The organism is Burkholderia sp. MS389, assembly GCF_016899425.1.
Taxonomy (GTDB): domain Bacteria; phylum Pseudomonadota; class Gammaproteobacteria; order Burkholderiales; family Burkholderiaceae; genus Burkholderia; species Burkholderia sola.
This window is the reverse complement of record NZ_CP045994.1, coordinates 2,903,300-2,918,140: the sequence shown is the minus strand read 5'-3', so window position 1 is coordinate 2,918,140 and position 14,841 is coordinate 2,903,300. Positions and strand designations below refer to the sequence as shown.

At 68.4% G+C, this 14,841-nt stretch carries 15 protein-coding genes; 7 read left to right on the top strand and 8 right to left on the bottom strand.

Annotated elements, in window-relative coordinates:
- Positions 1-32: 32 nt before the first annotated feature.
- A complete protein-coding gene (locus GJG85_RS13580) occupies positions 33-1,595 on the bottom strand; it encodes an AMP-binding protein (RefSeq protein ID WP_204383377.1) in 1,563 nt (520 codons plus the stop codon).
- A gap of 234 nt (positions 1,596-1,829) precedes the next feature.
- On the opposite strand from GJG85_RS13580, the gene ybaK reads away from it, so the two are divergent.
- Together ybaK and plsY are read left to right on the top strand one after the other, a co-directional pair.
- Positions 1,830-2,321 (top strand): Cys-tRNA(Pro) deacylase, encoded by a 492-nt coding sequence (gene ybaK / locus GJG85_RS13575; RefSeq protein ID WP_047898865.1) that lies wholly within the window; start codon positions 1,830-1,832, stop codon positions 2,319-2,321.
- Positions 2,322-2,437: 116 nt separating this feature from the next.
- Positions 2,438-3,079 carry a glycerol-3-phosphate 1-O-acyltransferase PlsY gene (gene plsY / locus GJG85_RS13570; RefSeq protein ID WP_050017052.1) on the top strand — a complete coding sequence of 214 codons (642 nt, stop codon included), beginning with the start codon at positions 2,438-2,440 and terminating at the stop codon, positions 3,077-3,079.
- A gap of 77 nt (positions 3,080-3,156) precedes the next feature.
- On the opposite strand, the gene GJG85_RS13565 is transcribed toward plsY, so the two are convergent.
- Complete coding sequence (locus GJG85_RS13565; RefSeq protein ID WP_006482217.1) at positions 3,157-3,642, bottom strand: YajQ family cyclic di-GMP-binding protein; 486 nt, start codon at positions 3,640-3,642, stop codon at positions 3,157-3,159.
- Positions 3,643-3,777: 135 nt separating this feature from the next.
- On the opposite strand from GJG85_RS13565, the gene murB reads away from it, so the two are divergent.
- On the top strand, positions 3,778-4,827 hold the full coding sequence (murB, locus tag GJG85_RS13560; RefSeq protein ID WP_050017055.1) for a UDP-N-acetylmuramate dehydrogenase: 1,050 nt from the start codon (positions 3,778-3,780) through the stop codon (positions 4,825-4,827).
- Between the two features lie 85 nt (positions 4,828-4,912).
- On the opposite strand, the gene argF is transcribed toward murB, so the two are convergent.
- Positions 4,913-5,842, bottom strand: a complete 930-nt coding sequence (gene argF, locus GJG85_RS13555; protein WP_027785240.1) for an ornithine carbamoyltransferase — start codon at positions 5,840-5,842, stop codon at positions 4,913-4,915.
- A gap of 423 nt (positions 5,843-6,265) precedes the next feature.
- On the opposite strand from argF, the gene GJG85_RS13550 reads away from it, so the two are divergent.
- Complete coding sequence (locus tag GJG85_RS13550) at positions 6,266-6,586, top strand: DUF3579 domain-containing protein (protein ID WP_011546046.1); 321 nt, start codon at positions 6,266-6,268, stop codon at positions 6,584-6,586.
- Positions 6,587-6,745: 159 nt separating this feature from the next.
- On the opposite strand, the gene rpsT is transcribed toward GJG85_RS13550, so the two are convergent.
- Positions 6,746-7,018 (bottom strand): 30S ribosomal protein S20, encoded by a 273-nt coding sequence (gene rpsT / locus GJG85_RS13545; RefSeq protein WP_006482211.1) that lies wholly within the window; start codon positions 7,016-7,018, stop codon positions 6,746-6,748.
- Positions 7,019-7,322: 304 nt separating this feature from the next.
- Here rpsT and murJ point away from each other — a divergent pair, with 304 nt between their 5' ends.
- Positions 7,323-8,873 carry a murein biosynthesis integral membrane protein MurJ gene (gene murJ / locus GJG85_RS13540; protein ID WP_050017059.1) on the top strand — a complete coding sequence of 517 codons (1,551 nt, stop codon included), beginning with the start codon at positions 7,323-7,325 and terminating at the stop codon, positions 8,871-8,873.
- An 8-nt stretch (positions 8,874-8,881) separates the two neighbouring features.
- Positions 8,882-9,724 (top strand): SirB1 family protein, encoded by an 843-nt coding sequence (locus GJG85_RS13535; RefSeq protein WP_011546044.1) that lies wholly within the window; start codon positions 8,882-8,884, stop codon positions 9,722-9,724.
- Positions 9,725-9,956: 232 nt separating this feature from the next.
- Here the strand turns inward: GJG85_RS13535 and adk are convergent, their stop codons facing one another.
- The 4 genes from adk to lpxK form a co-directional block, all read right to left on the bottom strand.
- A complete protein-coding gene (gene adk, locus GJG85_RS13530) occupies positions 9,957-10,619 on the bottom strand; it encodes an adenylate kinase (protein WP_050017061.1) in 663 nt (220 codons plus the stop codon).
- 208 nt (positions 10,620-10,827) lie between these two features.
- Positions 10,828-11,619, bottom strand: coding sequence for a 3-deoxy-manno-octulosonate cytidylyltransferase (gene kdsB, locus GJG85_RS13525; RefSeq protein ID WP_050017063.1), 792 nt, complete (start codon positions 11,617-11,619; stop codon positions 10,828-10,830).
- 124 nt (positions 11,620-11,743) lie between these two features.
- A complete protein-coding gene (locus tag GJG85_RS13520) occupies positions 11,744-11,938 on the bottom strand; it encodes a Trm112 family protein (protein WP_006482216.1) in 195 nt (64 codons plus the stop codon).
- Positions 11,919-12,947 carry a tetraacyldisaccharide 4'-kinase gene (gene lpxK, locus GJG85_RS13515; protein ID WP_124557690.1) on the bottom strand — a complete coding sequence of 343 codons (1,029 nt, stop codon included), beginning with the start codon at positions 12,945-12,947 and terminating at the stop codon, positions 11,919-11,921. Before lpxK ends, GJG85_RS13520 begins: the two co-directional genes overlap by 20 nt.
- Before the next feature lie 449 nt (positions 12,948-13,396).
- Here lpxK and xseA point away from each other — a divergent pair, with 449 nt between their 5' ends.
- Positions 13,397-14,779, top strand: a complete 1,383-nt coding sequence (gene xseA, locus GJG85_RS13510) for an exodeoxyribonuclease VII large subunit (RefSeq protein WP_204383376.1) — start codon at positions 13,397-13,399, stop codon at positions 14,777-14,779.
- Positions 14,780-14,841: the final 62 nt, after the last annotated feature.

Below are 14,841 nucleotides of genomic sequence, written 5' to 3'. Positions count from 1 at the left end.
ATGCGGACGCGCGCAGCGCGCCGGCGGCCGCGTCAGACCAGTTCGCGCAGCCGGTGCTTGAGCACCTTGCCGGTCGACGCGGCCGGCAGCGCATCGAGCACGCGGATATGCGCAGGGCGCTTGTAAGCGGTGAGCCGATCCGCGCACCACGCGTGCAATGCCGCCTCGTTCGCCGCCGCGCCGGGCACCAGCTCGACGAACGCGAGCACTTCCTCGTTGCCGTCGATCGCGCGGCCGATCACGGCCGCCTGCACGACGTCCGGATGCGCATTCAGCACCTGTTCGACCTCGACCGGATACACGTTGAAGCCCGAGCGGATGATCAGCTCCTTGCTGCGGCCCACGATCGTCACCGCGCCGTCCGCGTCCTGCCGCGCCAGATCGCCGGTGCTCAGCCAGCCGTCCGGCGACACGGCCGCGCGCGTCGCGTCCGTGTCGCGGTAGTAGCCGAGCATCACGTTCGGCCCGCGCACGCGGATTTCGCCGACTTCGCCCGGCGGCACGTCGGTGCCGTCCGGCGCGACGATCCGCATGTCGACGCCCGGGATCGGCACGCCGACCGAACTGTCCGCGCGCGGCGCGTCGAGCGGCGTCTGCGTGATCGTCGGGCTGCTTTCGGTCATCCCGTAGCCGTTGTGCAGCGGCACGCCGTACAGGCGCTCGACGCGGGCCTTCAGGTTCGCATCGAGCGGCGAGCCGCCCGAATACGCGAAGCGCAGCCGCGGCGCGCGCCACGCGTGGCCGTGCGTGTGCAGGTGTTCGAGCAGCTTCGCGTGCATCGCGGGCACGCCCTGGAAGATCGTCACGCCTTCGTCGGCGAGCGCGACACGCACGGCTTCCGGCGAGAAGCGCGGCGCGAGCCGCAGCGTCGCGCCTGCGTAGAGGCTGCCGACGCATACCGACGCGAGCCCGTACACGTGCGACACGGGCAGCACCGTGTAGACGACGTCGTCAGGAGACACGCGGCGCAGCGTGCTCGATATCGCCGCGATGAACAGCAGGTTGCGGTGCGACAGCATCACGCCTTTCGGCGTACCGGTCGTGCCAGTCGTGTAGATCAGCGCCGCGCATTGCCCGGCGCCGTCGGCGGCCACCGGTTCGGCGGGGGCGCTTGGATCGACGCGATACGACCACGCGCCGATGTCGACCGGCAGCGCGCCGGCGGGCGTCGCGCCGAGCCGCTCGGCGTGGGTGCGCGCGTCGGCCGATGCGTCGGTCGTGAACGCGATCAGCTTCGGACGCGCATGCGCGGCGATCGCGTCGAGCTCGGCGGCCGACAGCCGCGCGTTCGACACGAGCGCCCAGGCGTCGAGGCGCGCGGCCGCGAACAGCAGCACGATCTGCGCGACGCAGTTTTCCGCGACGATCATCACGCGGTCGCCGCCTTGCACGCCGAGGCCCGCGAGCCGCGCGACCGCCGCGTCGACGGCCTGCGCCAGCTCGCCGTACGACAGCCGGCGAGCATCCTCGATCAGCGCCGGATGCGCGGGCGACTGCGCGGCCCGGTGCGCGGGCACGTCGGCGATGCGGCGCGGCAGCGCGGCGAGCAGCGCATCGACGTCGAGCGATTCGGATGAACGGATGGGCGAGGACATGGCGTCTCCAGATGAGGGGCCGGCGGCGCCGACGATATTTGCGAACGATCGTGCCATGAGGGCGCGCGCGCCACAATCAGCCAAACGGGCAATAGCGCTTCGCGATGTTCGCAACGATGATGGGCACACTTGCGACGGCGATGCGGCGGGCCGGCGGAAAACGGGTCGCGAGTATACCGCCGGCGCGGGCACGCCATCGCGCGCTCGCCGATCGTTCGCCATTAAAATGCCGCCATGAGCAAATCCAGACACGTGTCCGAAACCCCCGCGACCCAGTTGCTGCGCCGCCATGGCGTCGCGTTCGGCGAGCATCCGTACGAATACGTCGAGCACGGCGGCACCGGCGAATCGGCGCGCCAGCTCGGCGTCGACGAGCACAGCGTCGTGAAGACGCTCGTGATGGAGGACGAGCACGCGAAGCCGCTGATCGTGCTGATGCACGGCGACCGCACCGTGTCGACGAAGAATCTCGCGCGGCAGATCGGCGCGAAGCGCGTCGAGCCGTGCAAGCCCGACGTCGCGAACCGCCATTCGGGCTATCTCGTCGGCGGCACGTCGCCGTTCGGCACGCGCAAGACGATGCCCGTCTACGTCGAGGCGACGATCCTCGAACTGCCGACGATCTACCTGAACGGCGGCCGGCGCGGCTACCTCGTCAGCCTCGCGCCGGCGGTGCTCACGTCGCTGCTCGGCGCGCAGCCGGTGCAGTGTGCGAGCGTCGACTGAGGGTTTCACCTTCGTGGCACCCCGCGCCCGTTCGGTAGAATGGGCGCCGTTTCGGCCTGCCGGCTTGCCGCGCACGGCCGTCCCTTTCCCGATACGTTGAAAGAAGAGTCCTCCGCATGCAGATCCTGCTCGCCGCCCTCGTTGCCTACCTGATCGGTTCGGTGTCGTTCGCCGTCGTCGTCAGTTCCGTGATGGGGCTGGCCGACCCGCGTTCGTACGGATCGAAGAATCCCGGCGCGACCAACGTGCTGCGCAGCGGCAACAAGAAGGCCGCGATCCTGACGCTCGTCGGCGACGCGTTCAAGGGCTGGATCGCCGTCTGGCTCGCCCGGCGCTTCGGCCTGCCCGACGTCGCGATCGCGTGGGTTGCGATCGCCGTGTTCCTCGGCCACCTGTACCCGGTGTTCTTCCGCTTCCAGGGCGGCAAGGGCGTCGCGACCGCGGCCGGCGTGCTGCTCGCCGTGCACCCGGTGCTCGGGCTCGCGACCGCGCTGACCTGGCTGATCGTCGCGTTCTTTTTCCGCTATTCGTCGCTCGCGGCGCTGGTCGCGGCCGTGTTCGCGCCGGTATTCGACGTGTTCCTGTTCGGCATGCCGGGCCACAACCCGGTCGCGTGGGCCGTGCTGGCGATGAGCGTGCTGCTCGTGTGGCGTCACCGCGGCAACATTTCGAAGCTGCTCGCGGGGCAGGAGAGCCGGATCGGCGACAAGAAGAAGGCGGCCGCGGACGGCGGCGCGCAGGACGGCGGGAAAGCCTGAGCACGCGCGGCTGGCCGCGCGCCGGGCGCGCCGCGTGCGCGGGGCCCGGCCGGATGACGCGACGGATCGGCGGCCGGTCAGTCGCGGAAGTTGTTGAAGTCGAGCGGCGTGTCGGTCACGTCCTTGCGCAGCATCGCGATCGTGCTCTGCAGGTCGTCGCGCTTCGTGCCCGAGATGCGCACCGCGTCGCCCTGGATGCTTGCCTGCACCTTGATCTTGCTGTCCTTCACGAGGCGCACGATCTTCTTCGCCAGGTCGCCCGTTACGCCCTTCTTCACGGTGACGATCTGCTTGACCTTGTCGCCGCCGATCTTCTCGACCTTGCCGTAGTCGAGGAAGCGCACGTCGACGTTGCGCTTGGCCAGCTTGCCGATCAGCACGTCCTTGACCTGGCCGAGCTTGAAATCGTCGTCGGCGAACAGCGTCAGCTCGCGTTCCTTCTGCTCGACGCGCGCGTCGGAGCCCTTGAAGTCGAAGCGCGTCGAAATTTCCTTGTTCGACTGCTCGATGGCGTTCTTCACTTCGATCATGTTCGCTTCGGAAACGACGTCGAACGATGGCATGGCATTCTCCCTTGAGATGCGGGCACCCGGCTCGCGCGCGGGCACTCGCTATAATTGCGGACTGTTTGCCATTTTACCGATGCCCCTCCGTTTGCCCAAGGCCGGCCATGCGCCGCCCGGCCGACGTGACCGCGAATGCCGATGCCTCCTGACGATTGCTTCCTGTCGCTGCTTCCCGACCATCCGCTCGCCGCGCACAACACGTTCGGCATCGCCGCGCGCGCGCGCTTCGCCGCGCGCATCACGCAGGCGGCGCAGTTCGAGGCGCTGCATCGCGACCCGCGGGTCGCGAGCCTGCCGCAGCTCGTGCTCGGCGGCGGCAGCAATATCGTGTTCACGCGCGATTTCGACGGCATCGTGCTGCTCGACGAGATCGCGGGCCGCCGCGTCGTGCGCGAGGACGACGACGCGTGGTATGTCGAGGCCGGTGGCGGCGAGAACTGGCACGCGTTCGTCGCGTGGACGCTCGAGCACGGGATGCCGGGCCTCGAGAATCTCGCGCTGATCCCGGGCACCGTCGGCGCCGCGCCGATCCAGAACATCGGCGCGTACGGTCTCGAGATGAAAGCGTATTTTGATTCGCTGGTCGCGGTCGAGCTGGCGACCGGGCGCAGCGAGCGCTTCGACGCCGCGCGCTGCGCGTTCGGCTATCGCGACAGCTTCTTCAAGCGGGAAGGGCGCGGCCGGTTCGCGATCGTCGCGGTGACGTTCCGGCTGCCGAAGCAATGGACGCCGCGGCTCGGCTACGCGGACGTCACGCGCGAGCTCGACGCGCGCGGCATCGCGTCCGATGCGGCGACGCCGCGCGACGTGTTCGATGCGGTCGTCGCGATCCGCCGCGCGAAGCTGCCCGATCCGCTCGTGCTCGGCAATGCGGGCAGTTTCTTCAAGAATCCGGTGATCGACGCCGCGCAGTTCGACACGCTGCGCGCCCGCGTGCCGGAGGTCGTGTCGTATCCGCAGCCGGACGGGCAGGTGAAGCTCGCGGCCGGCTGGCTGATCGACCGCTGCGGCTGGAAGGGGCGCGCACTCGGGGCGGCGGCCGTGCACGACCGCCAGGCGCTCGTGCTCGTCAATCGCGGCGGCGCGACCGGCGCCGACGTGCTGGCGCTGGCGCGGGCGATCCAGGCTGACGTGCGCGCGCAGTTCGGCGTCGAGCTGGAGGCCGAACCGGTCTGCCTGTAACGGCGCGCGCCGGTTTTCGCGCATCCAAACGAAAAGCGCCGGTCGTCGACCGGCGCTTTTTTACGCGGGTGCGTTGGGCGGCGCGTCAGTGCTTGAGGCGGCCGAGCAGCAGGAACTCCATCAGCGCCTTCTGCACGTGCAGGCGGTTTTCCGCTTCGTCCCACACGACGCTCTGCGGGCCGTCGATCACGCCGGCCGTCACTTCCTCGCCGCGGTGCGCGGGCAGGCAGTGCATGAAGAGCGCATCCGGATTCGCGTGGCCCATCATTTCCTCGTCGACGCACCAGTCGGCGAATGCCTGCTTGCGCGCCTCGTTTTCGGCCTCGAAACCCATGCTCGTCCACACGTCGGTGGTGACGAGATCGGCGCCCTTGCACGCTTCGTTCGGATCGTCGAACACCTCGTAGAACGGCGCGCTGTCGGGCGACACGAGCTTCATGTCGAGCGCATAGCCGGGCGGGGTGGACAGGCGCAGCTTGAAGCCGAGGATCTGCGCGGCCTCGATCCACGTGTACAGCATGTTGTTCGCGTCGCCGACCCACGCGACGGTCTTGCCGGCGATCGGCCCGCGGTGCTCGTAGTACGTGAAGATGTCCGCGAGCACCTGGCACGGGTGGTAGTCGTTCGTCAGCCCGTTGATCACCGGCACGCGGGAATTCTGCGCGAAGCGCGTGATCACGTCCTGTTCGAACGTGCGGATCATGATGATGTCGACCATTCGCGAGATGACCTGCGCGGAATCCTCGACGGGTTCGCCGCGGCCGAGCTGCGTGTCGCGCGTGCTCATGAAGACGGCGTGGCCGCCGAGCTGGAAGATCCCGGCCTCGAACGACAGGCGCGTGCGCGTCGAGCTCTTCTCGAAGATCATCGCGAGCGTGCGGTCGTGCAGCGGGTGATAGGTCTCGTAGTTCTTGAACTTGCGCTTCAGGATACCCGTGCGTTCGAGCACGTACTCGTAGTCTTCCAGCGAGAAATCCTTGAACTGCAGGTAGTGACGAATGGTTTTGGCGGTCATGAAACGAAATACGGCGGGTCTCACCCGGCAGCGAGGCCGGACGGCGCCGCCGTCGGGTGTGGATAACTCAAAGCAGCATAAAGGATTTTCTGTGCTTTGACGAGCCGTGAAAAAGCCGTCGAAAGACGCGGGGCAGGATCGCCGCGCGCGACCGGCCGTGCGGGAAGAGGGGTGTCGGGACGACGCGCGATGGCGCGCTGCGGTATAATTCGAAAGTTTTCTCCAGCCCGGCAGGCAAGGCTTTTCGCGCTCTGCCGGACACAAGCCGTGCGCTGCACACATCCGGTGCAGTCCACCGGCGGCGCGCATCGACGCTCCGTTTTCGGGATATCGATCGGCGCGTGCGGCCGACCCTCCAGCTTTGTGTTCGCGTATCCAGGCGCCGTTGCCTGGGCATCGCCGGGCCGTCACTTGGGTAACCACATGGCTGAAACCCCTCCGACCGAATTTTTCATCCAGGGCATCACGAAAGACGGGAAAAAGTTTCGCCCGAGCGACTGGTCGGAACGTCTGGCCGGTGTGATGGCCTGCTTCGGGCCGGGGGCGAGCGGGCCGAACGCGCGTCTCAAGTATTCGCTGTACGTGCGCCCGACGATGCTCGGCGACCTCAAATGCGTGATCCTCGATTCGCGGTTGCGCGACATCGAGCCGATGGCGTTCGATTTCGTGCTGAATTTCGCGAAGGACAACAACCTCGTCGTGACCGAGGCGTGCGAACTGCCGGACTACAACACGAAGAAGTGACTGATGCCGACGGGCGAGGGTGCGTGTCGCACCCGCCCCCAAGGCAAGCACTGCCGCCGCGCACGATGCGCCGGCGGCAGGCAACGAAAAAGCCCGCCTAGGCGGGCTTTTTCGTGATCGCAGGAAACAGGAGCGCCCGCGTGAGCGGGCGCACCGGAGTTACGCTGCTGCCTGCAGGCCCTTGACGGCTGCGGCCAGGCGGCTCTTGCTGCGAGCGGCCTTGTTCTTGTGAACGATCTTCTTGTCGGCGATCGTGTCGATCGTCTTCACGGCAGCCTTGAACAGCTCGGCAGCCTTTGCCTGGTCGCCGGCTTCAACAGCCTTGCGAACCGACTTGATCGCGGTACGGAATTTCGAGCGCAGCGCCGAGTTGTGCGAGTTTGCCTTCGCGGCCTGGCGGGCGCGCTTGCGTGCTTGTGCGGAGTTAGCCATGACGGTTCCTTATCCTGTCCTGTTTCCAGAGCTTGGAGCCTGACGGCCAAGCGCTGCTTTTCGATCCGTCCCCTGAGAACGATTGCCCAGGGGCGCATAAAAAAACGGTGATTTTAACCGAGGCCGGGACATGAAAACGGCAGTTGCCGTGCATGTACGAGCCCAGAAACCGGCGATTATAGCAACAAAATCAAGCGAGTGGCAAGTTCGACGTAACGTCCGCCAACTGGAGCGCCGGCGGCGGCCGCGCTTTTCGGCATCGGCCGGTGGCCGGGTCGCGCAACGTCCGTATAATAAGCGCCCCATGAATCTATTCCGAGCCCTGCTGACGGTCAGCGGCTTCACGCTGCTGTCGCGCGTGACCGGACTGGCCCGCGAGACGCTGATCGCCCGTGCGTTCGGCGCCAGTCAATACACCGACGCGTTCTACGTCGCCTTCCGCATCCCGAACCTGCTGCGCCGCCTGTCCGCCGAAGGCGCGTTCTCGCAGGCGTTCGTGCCGATCCTCGCCGAGTTCAAGAACCAGCAGGGGCACGATGCGACGAAGGCGCTCGTCGACGCGATGTCCACCGTGCTCGCTTGGGCGCTGGCCGTGCTATCGGTCGTCGGCATCGCCGGCGCGTCGTGGGTCGTGTTCGCGGTCGCGTCCGGCCTGCACGCCGACGGCCAGGCGTTCCCGCTCGCGGTCACGATGACGCGGATCATGTTCCCGTACATCGTGTTCATTTCGCTGACCACGCTCGCGTCGGGCGTGCTGAACACGTACAAGAGCTTCTCGCTGCCCGCGTTCGCGCCGGTGCTGCTCAACGTCGCGTTCATCGCCGCGGCCGTGTTCGTCGCGCCGCACCTGAAGGTGCCGGTCTACGCGCTTGCATGGGCGGTCATCGTCGGCGGCGTGCTGCAGTTTCTCGTGCAGTTGCCGGGCCTGAAGAAGATCGACATGGTGCCGCTGATCGGCATCAACCCGCTGCGCGCGCTGCGTCATCCGGGCGTGAAGCGCGTGCTCGCGAAGATGGTGCCCGCGACGTTCGCGGTGTCCGTTGCGCAACTGTCGCTGATCATCAACACCAACATCGCATCGCGGCTCGGGCAGGGCGCCGTGTCGTGGATCAATTACGCCGACCGCCTGATGGAATTCCCGACCGCGCTGCTCGGCGTCGCGCTCGGCACGATCCTGCTGCCGAGCCTGTCGAAGGCGCACGTCGACGCCGACTCGCACGAGTATTCGGCGCTGCTCGACTGGGGGCTGCGCGTCACGTTCCTGCTCGCGGCGCCGAGCGCGCTCGCGCTGTTCTTCTTCGCGACGCCGCTCACCGCGACGCTGTTCAATTACGGCAAATTCGACGCGCATACCGTCACGATGGTCGCGCGCGCGCTGGCCACCTACGGGATCGGCCTCGTCGGCATCATCCTGATCAAGATCCTCGCGCCGGGCTTCTATGCGAAGCAGGACATCAAGACGCCGGTGAAGATCGCGGTCGGCGTGCTGATCGTCACGCAGCTGTCGAACTACGTGTTCGTGCCGCTGATCGGCCACGCGGGCCTTACGCTCAGCATCGGCGTCGGCGCGTGCCTGAATTCGCTGCTGCTGTTCCTCGGGCTGCGCAAGCGCGGCATCTACCAGCCGTCGCCGGGCTGGCTGCGCTTTTTCGTGCAGCTCGTCGGCGCGGCGCTCGTGCTCGCGGGCCTGATGCACTGGTGCGCGATCAATTTCGACTGGACCGGCATGCGCGCGCAGCCGCTCGATCGCATTGCGCTGATGGCCGCGTGCCTCGTGCTGTTTGCTGCACTATATTTCGGTATGTTGTGGGTGATGGGCTTCAAATACGCTTACTTCAGAAGGCGCGCCAAGTGACGACCGCAATGACCCGCGTCCTCGACTACTTCAGCACGCTCGTGGCGGACGACGACAGTCTGCCCGTCACGGAAGCCGCGCTGTCGCTGGCGCAGGACGCGTATCCCGACCTCGACCTGCAGGGCACGCTGGCCGAACTCGACATGCTGGCGGCGCGGCTGCGCCGGCGGCTCGCCGACGATACGGACCTGAAGGGCCGCGTCGCCGCGCTGAACGACTTCTTCTTCCGCGAGCTCGGCTTCGCGTGCAATCACAACGATTACTACGACCCCGATAACAGCCACCTGAACGCCGTGCTGAAACGGCGCCGCGGGATCCCGATCTCGCTGTCGGTGCTGTACCTGGAGCTCGCCGAGCAGATCGGCGTGCCGGCGCGCGGCGTGTCGTTTCCCGGCCATTTCCTGCTGCGCGTGACGCTGCCGGACGGCGACCTGATCATCGATCCGACCAACGGCCATTCGCTGTCCGAAGCCGAGATGGTCGAGATGCTCGAGCCGTACGTCGCGCGCGCGGCCGGCGCCGTCGACAGCGCGTTGCGCGCGCTGCTGCAGCCGGCGACGAGCCGCGAGATCATCGCGCGGATGCTGCGCAACCTGAAGACGATCTATCTGCAGACGGAGCGCTGGCAGCGGCTGCTCGCGGTGCAGCAGCGGCTCGTGATCCTGTTGCCCGAGCAGCTCGACGAGGTGCGCGACCGCGGCTTCGCGTATGCGCGGCTCGATTACCTGCGTCCCGCGCTCGAGGATCTCGAGCAGTATCTCGGCGAGCGGCCGGAGGCGGAAGACGCGACCGTCGTCGAGTCGCAGGTCAGCGAATTGCGGCAGCGGATGCAGCGCGACGGCGAGGATTGAGCGCGCCGGCACGCCCTTGCCCGCACACGGAAAGAACGCCCGCATCGCGGGCGTTTTTCTTGCACGCGTGCCGTTGCTACTTCGGCTGCATCCGGATCGCGCCGCCCACGCGAATCACTTCGCCGTCGAGCCTCGGACGCTTGCGGCGGCGACACGCGCACGCGCGTGCACGTCGCGGCAGGCGAAAAAAAGCCGCCCGGAACGGGCGGCTTGCGGGTGCGCGACGCGCTGCTTACTTCAGTGCGTCAAACGCGCGCTCGCGGATTTCGTCGACGGTTCCGAGGCCCGAGATCTTGCGATACTGCGGCGCCTTCAAACCGTTTTCCTCGCCGCGCTGCGCCCAGTCGCCGTAGTACGTGATCAGCGGCTTGGTCTGCGCTTCGTATACTTCGAGACGCTTTTTGACAGTTTCTTCCTTGTCGTCGTCGCGCTGGATCAGCGGTTCGCCCGTCACGTCGTCGTGCCCTTCGACCTTCGGCGGGTTGAACTTGACGTGGTACGTGCGGCCCGATGCCGGGTGCGTGCGGCGGCCGCTCATGCGCTCGATGATTTCCGAGAACGGGACGTCGATCTCGAGCACGTAGTCGATCGCGACGCCGGCGTCCTTCATCGCGTCAGCCTGCGCGATCGTGCGCGGGAAGCCGTCGAACAGATAGCCGTTCGCGCAGTCGGATTCCTTCAGGCGTTCCTTGACGAGACCGATGATCAGCGCGTCCGGCACGAGCTTGCCGGCATCCATGTAGCCCTTCGCCTCGACGCCGAGCGGCGTGCCGGCCTTGACGGCCGCACGCAGCATGTCGCCGGTCGAGATTTGCGGAATCCCGAATTTTTCCTTGATGAAGTTTGCCTGGGTGCCCTTTCCCGCGCCGGGCGCGCCCAACAGGATCAAACGCATGGTGATATCTCCAAGTATGTAGATTCGTGTGGCGAGACTCAAAGGCGTCGGCGACGGCGGGCGCGGGGCTTGCACGGCGCGTGGCGGACCGGTCTGATGCGGCGCGTCGGTTCGAGTGACGCGCGGCTGCCGGCAGGGCCACGGGCGGGGTCAAGCGAGGACGCGCTGGTCGCGGACGGCTCGCACAATCGCCTGATTATGCCACGGGTTATTTTGAACCCGGCTGAAAAAGGGCCTGCACGCGCGCGAGATCGGCCGGCGTGTCGATGCCGGCTTCGGGCGCGGACTCGGTGATCAGCACTGCGATGCGCTCGCCGTGCCACAGCGCGCGCAGCTGTTCGAGCTGCTCGGCCTGTTCGATCGGCGCCTGCGCGAGCGACGGATAGGTGCGCAGGAAACGCGCGCGATACGCATAGAGGCCGATGTGCCGGTAGACCGGGAAAGCCGGTGCTGGCATGGCTGAGACGTCGGGCCAGTGCGGCTGGTACGCGTCGCGGCTCCACGGAATCGGCGCGCGCGAGAAGTACAGCGCGACGCTCTGCGCGTCGAGCGCGACCTTCACGACGTTCGGGTTGAACACGTCGGCCGCGTCGTGGATCGGATGGGCCGCGGTCGCGATCGCGCACGCCGGATGGGCGGCCAGGTGCGACGCTACGTCGCGGACGAGCGCGGGGTCGATCAGCGGTTCGTCGCCTTGCACGTTGACGACGACGGTGTCGTCGCGCCAGCCGAAGGCCGCCGCGACTTCCGCGAGCCGGTCGGTGCCGGACGGATGATCGGCGCGGGTGAGCACCGCTTCGAAGCCGTGATCGCGCGCCGCGTCGAGCACGCTCTGCGCATCGGATGCGACGAGCACCTGCTGCGCGCCCGCTTCGCGCGCGCGTTCGGCGACACGCACGACCATCGGCTTGCCGCCGAGATCGGCGAGCGGCTTGTTCGGGAGCCGCGTCGACGCGAGCCGGGCGGGAATGACGGCGATGAAGGGTTGCGGCTGAGTCATCGGGGAGCGCTGGGAAGGACGGGGCGGGCGACGCCGGAAGCCGGTCGCCCGGCGGAGGGCGGCGACCCGGCCGGGGCCGGGCCGCCAGTGTCGAATCGGTGCGCCGGGCGAGCGGCGCGGCGGTTCAGCGGCCGGCCGGATCGACCGGCGTGCCTTCGACGGTCTGGCGCGCTTCGTCGACGAGCATCACCGGGATGCCGTCGCGGATCGGGTACGCGAGCTTGTCCGCGTTGCAGATCAGCTCCTGCGCGGCACGGTCGTAGTGGAGCGGGCCTTTGCAGATAGGGCACACAATGATTTCAAGCAGGCGAGCGTCCACGGAGTTTCTCCACAACGAGGGCAATGAGGCGAGGGTCGAGCGCGGCTTCGACGGGGACTACCCACAGTCGGGCGTCGCGCCAGGAAGCGCCCAATTTTACTGCATCCTTCTCGGTGATCAGGATCGCATCGACGGCATCGTCGACGAACGGATTGTCGGCGAACGCGTAATGGTCGGGCAGCGCGCGGGTCGCCGGCGAGAGGCCGGCCGCGCGCAGCGTCGCGAAGAAGCGTTCCGGCGCGCCGATGCCGGCCGCGGCGAGCACGCGTTCGTTCGCGAATTGCGACAGCGGGCGGCGCAGCGCGGGCTGGTCGAGGTGCCATGCGGCGCCCGGCGTCAGCGCGAGCGCGTAGGTGTCGGGCCACGGCGGCAGCGCGCCGCTGTACGGATCGTTGACGAGCGTCGCGTCGCGATGCCGCGACAGCGGCTCGCGCAGCGGGCCGGCCGGCAGCAGGAAGCCGTTGCCGCCGAGCCGGTGGTCGAATACGACGAGCTCGACGGTGCGCGCGAGGCGGTAGTGCTGCAGGCCGTCGTCGCTGACGATCACGTCGACGTCCGGATGCGCGGCGCGCAGCGCCTGCGCGGCCGCGACGCGGTCGGGGCACACCCACACGGGCGCGCCGGTGCGGCGCGCGATCAGCAGCGGTTCGTCGCCGGCCGCGCCCGGGCGAGACGCCGGCGTGACGGCCGTCGGCGCCTTCACGTTCGCGCCGTAGCCGCGCGACACGACGCCGGGCGTGAAGCCGGCCGCGCGCAGCGCGTCGACGAGTGCGATCACGGTCGGCGTCTTGCCGGTACCGCCGACGGTCACGTTGCCGACCACGACGACGGGCACGCCGACGTCGACCGGCTGCTTCCAGCCTTGCGCGTAAGCGGTGCGCCGCAGCGCCGCGCCCAGGCCGAACACGCAGGCGAACGGCGTGAGCGCCCACGCGAGCGCGCCGCGCCGCTGCCATTCGCGCGTCAGGCGCGCTTCGAGTCGCGCGAGCGGGCCGCCGGGCGCGCTCATCGGGCCGGGCGCGGCGCGTCGGGCGCCGCGGCGAGGGACGGATTCGTCAAGGCGGGTTCTCCATTGGGCGGCGCATGCCGCGGGGTCCGTGGAAGGCGGCACTCTAGCGCGCCGCACGCCGGCGCGGCAAGCGCGACCGGCCGCCGCGGCGCGCGGGGCCGGATCGCGACGGCCTGTGGATAACTCTGTGAAAAACTCGCCGGTCGATCGTGTCAAACGCCCGCCCGGCGGGCATCGAATCGGATGAGAATCATTTCGAAAGGTTTAAAAGATTATAAAAATCAACGTGTTGCGAAGAATCGTCTGGCTTTTTTCGCGGTTTCCGGGCGTTTTACGTGGACGAATGCCAGAGTGTGGACACCTTCCGCGCACGGTGGCGAATGCGGCGGCGCTGGACGCCACGCGCGCGTCGGACTATCGTGACGCCGCCAGCATTCATCCGACCGCCCATGCTTTCCGATTCTCCTTTTTCCGCACCCGGCGCCACGCGCGGCGACGACGAAGTGATTCCCGTTTCGGCGCTCAATCGTGCGATCTCGACGATGCTCGAGCGTTCGTTTCCGCTGCTGTGGATTGCCGGCGAAGTGTCGAATTTCACGCGCGCCGCGAGCGGCCACTGGTATTTCTCGATCAAGGACCAGCAGGCGCAGATGCGCTGCGTGATGTTCCGCGGCCGCGCGCAGTACGCGGAATTCACGCCGCGCGAAGGCGACCGCATCGAGGTGCGCGCGGTCGTCACGATGTACGAGCCGCGCGGCGAGGTGCAGCTCAACGTCGAAGCCGTGCGGCGCACCGGGCAGGGGCGCCTGTACGAAGCGTTCCTGCGGCTGAAGGCGCAGCTCGAAGGCGAGGGCCTGTTCGCCGCCGAGCGCAAGCGGCCGCTGCCGGCCCATCCGCGCGCGATCGGCATCGTCACGTCGCTGCAGGCCGCCGCATTGCGCGACGTGCTGACCACGCTCGCCCGCCGCGCGCCGCACATTCCGGTGATCGTCTATCCGGCCCCCGTGCAGGGCGCCGGCTCCGCCGAAAAGCTCGTCGCCGCAGTTGCGACCGCGAACGCGCGGCGCGAGGTCGACGTGCTGCTGGTGTGTCGCGGCGGCGGCTCGATCGAGGATCTGTGGTCGTTCAACGACGAGGCGCTGGCGCGCGCGATCGCAGCGAGCGAGCTGCCGGTCGTCAGCGGCGTCGGGCACGAAACCGATTTCACGATCGCGGACTTCGCGGCCGACCTGCGCGCGCCGACGCCCACTGGCGCGGCCGAACTCGCGAGCCCGCAGCGCGCGCTGCTGCTGCGCGAGGTCGACGAGCGCCAGCGCGCGCTCGCGCGCGGCATGGCGCGCCGGCTCGAACAGCGCGCGCAGCAGCTCGACTGGCTTGCGCGGCGGCTCGTGAGCCCGGCCGAGCGGCTGCAGCGGCAGCGCACGCACGTCGAGCAGCTCGCGGTGCGGCTCGCGTCCGCGGCATCGCGGCCGGTGCGCGATGCACGTGCGCGTTTCGCGCTCGCGCAACTGCGCTGGCAGCGCGCGCGGCCCGATCCGTCCCAGGCGCGCCACGCGCTCGCCGGGCTGTCGCAACGTCTCGCGAGCGCGGTGCAGCGCCGTCACGAACGCGACACCGCGCGTGTGTCGGCCTGTGCGGCACGGCTCGAGGTGCTGAGCCCGCAGCGCACGCTCGAGCGCGGCTATGCGGCGCTGATCGATGCGCAGACGGGCCGCGCGGTGCGCGCACCGAACGCGCTGAAGCCGCAGCGGCGCCTGACCGTGCATCTCGCCGAAGGCTCGGCCGACGTGTCGCTCGCCGACGTGCAGCCACGGCTGACGGATACGATCTGACGTAACGGGTGCCAAGCGAAACGCGTGTCGTCGCAACACGCGCATCGCGGCGGGAACGGATG

What these genes read in the sequence shown, in the direction of transcription:
- GJG85_RS13580 (WP_204383377.1), bottom strand. Translation starts at nt 1,595, where the DNA reads ATGTCCTCGCCCATCCGTTCATCCGAATCGCTCGACGTCGATGCGCTG.
- ybaK (WP_047898865.1), top strand. Translation starts at nt 1,830, where the DNA reads ATGAGCAAATCCAGACACGTGTCCGAAACCCCCGCGACCCAGTTGCTG.
- plsY (WP_050017052.1), top strand. Translation starts at nt 2,438, where the DNA reads ATGCAGATCCTGCTCGCCGCCCTCGTTGCCTACCTGATCGGTTCGGTG.
- GJG85_RS13565 (WP_006482217.1), bottom strand. Translation starts at nt 3,642, where the DNA reads ATGCCATCGTTCGACGTCGTTTCCGAAGCGAACATGATCGAAGTGAAG.
- murB (WP_050017055.1), top strand. Translation starts at nt 3,778, where the DNA reads ATGCCGATGCCTCCTGACGATTGCTTCCTGTCGCTGCTTCCCGACCAT.
- argF (WP_027785240.1), bottom strand. Translation starts at nt 5,842, where the DNA reads ATGACCGCCAAAACCATTCGTCACTACCTGCAGTTCAAGGATTTCTCG.
- GJG85_RS13550 (WP_011546046.1), top strand. Translation starts at nt 6,266, where the DNA reads ATGGCTGAAACCCCTCCGACCGAATTTTTCATCCAGGGCATCACGAAA.
- rpsT (WP_006482211.1), bottom strand. Translation starts at nt 7,018, where the DNA reads ATGGCTAACTCCGCACAAGCACGCAAGCGCGCCCGCCAGGCCGCGAAG.
- murJ (WP_050017059.1), top strand. Translation starts at nt 7,323, where the DNA reads ATGAATCTATTCCGAGCCCTGCTGACGGTCAGCGGCTTCACGCTGCTG.
- GJG85_RS13535 (WP_011546044.1), top strand. Translation starts at nt 8,882, where the DNA reads ATGACCCGCGTCCTCGACTACTTCAGCACGCTCGTGGCGGACGACGAC.
- adk (WP_050017061.1), bottom strand. Translation starts at nt 10,619, where the DNA reads ATGCGTTTGATCCTGTTGGGCGCGCCCGGCGCGGGAAAGGGCACCCAG.
- kdsB (WP_050017063.1), bottom strand. Translation starts at nt 11,619, where the DNA reads ATGACTCAGCCGCAACCCTTCATCGCCGTCATTCCCGCCCGGCTCGCG.
- lpxK (WP_124557690.1), bottom strand. Translation starts at nt 12,947, where the DNA reads ATGAGCGCGCCCGGCGGCCCGCTCGCGCGACTCGAAGCGCGCCTGACG.
- xseA (WP_204383376.1), top strand. Translation starts at nt 13,397, where the DNA reads ATGCTTTCCGATTCTCCTTTTTCCGCACCCGGCGCCACGCGCGGCGAC.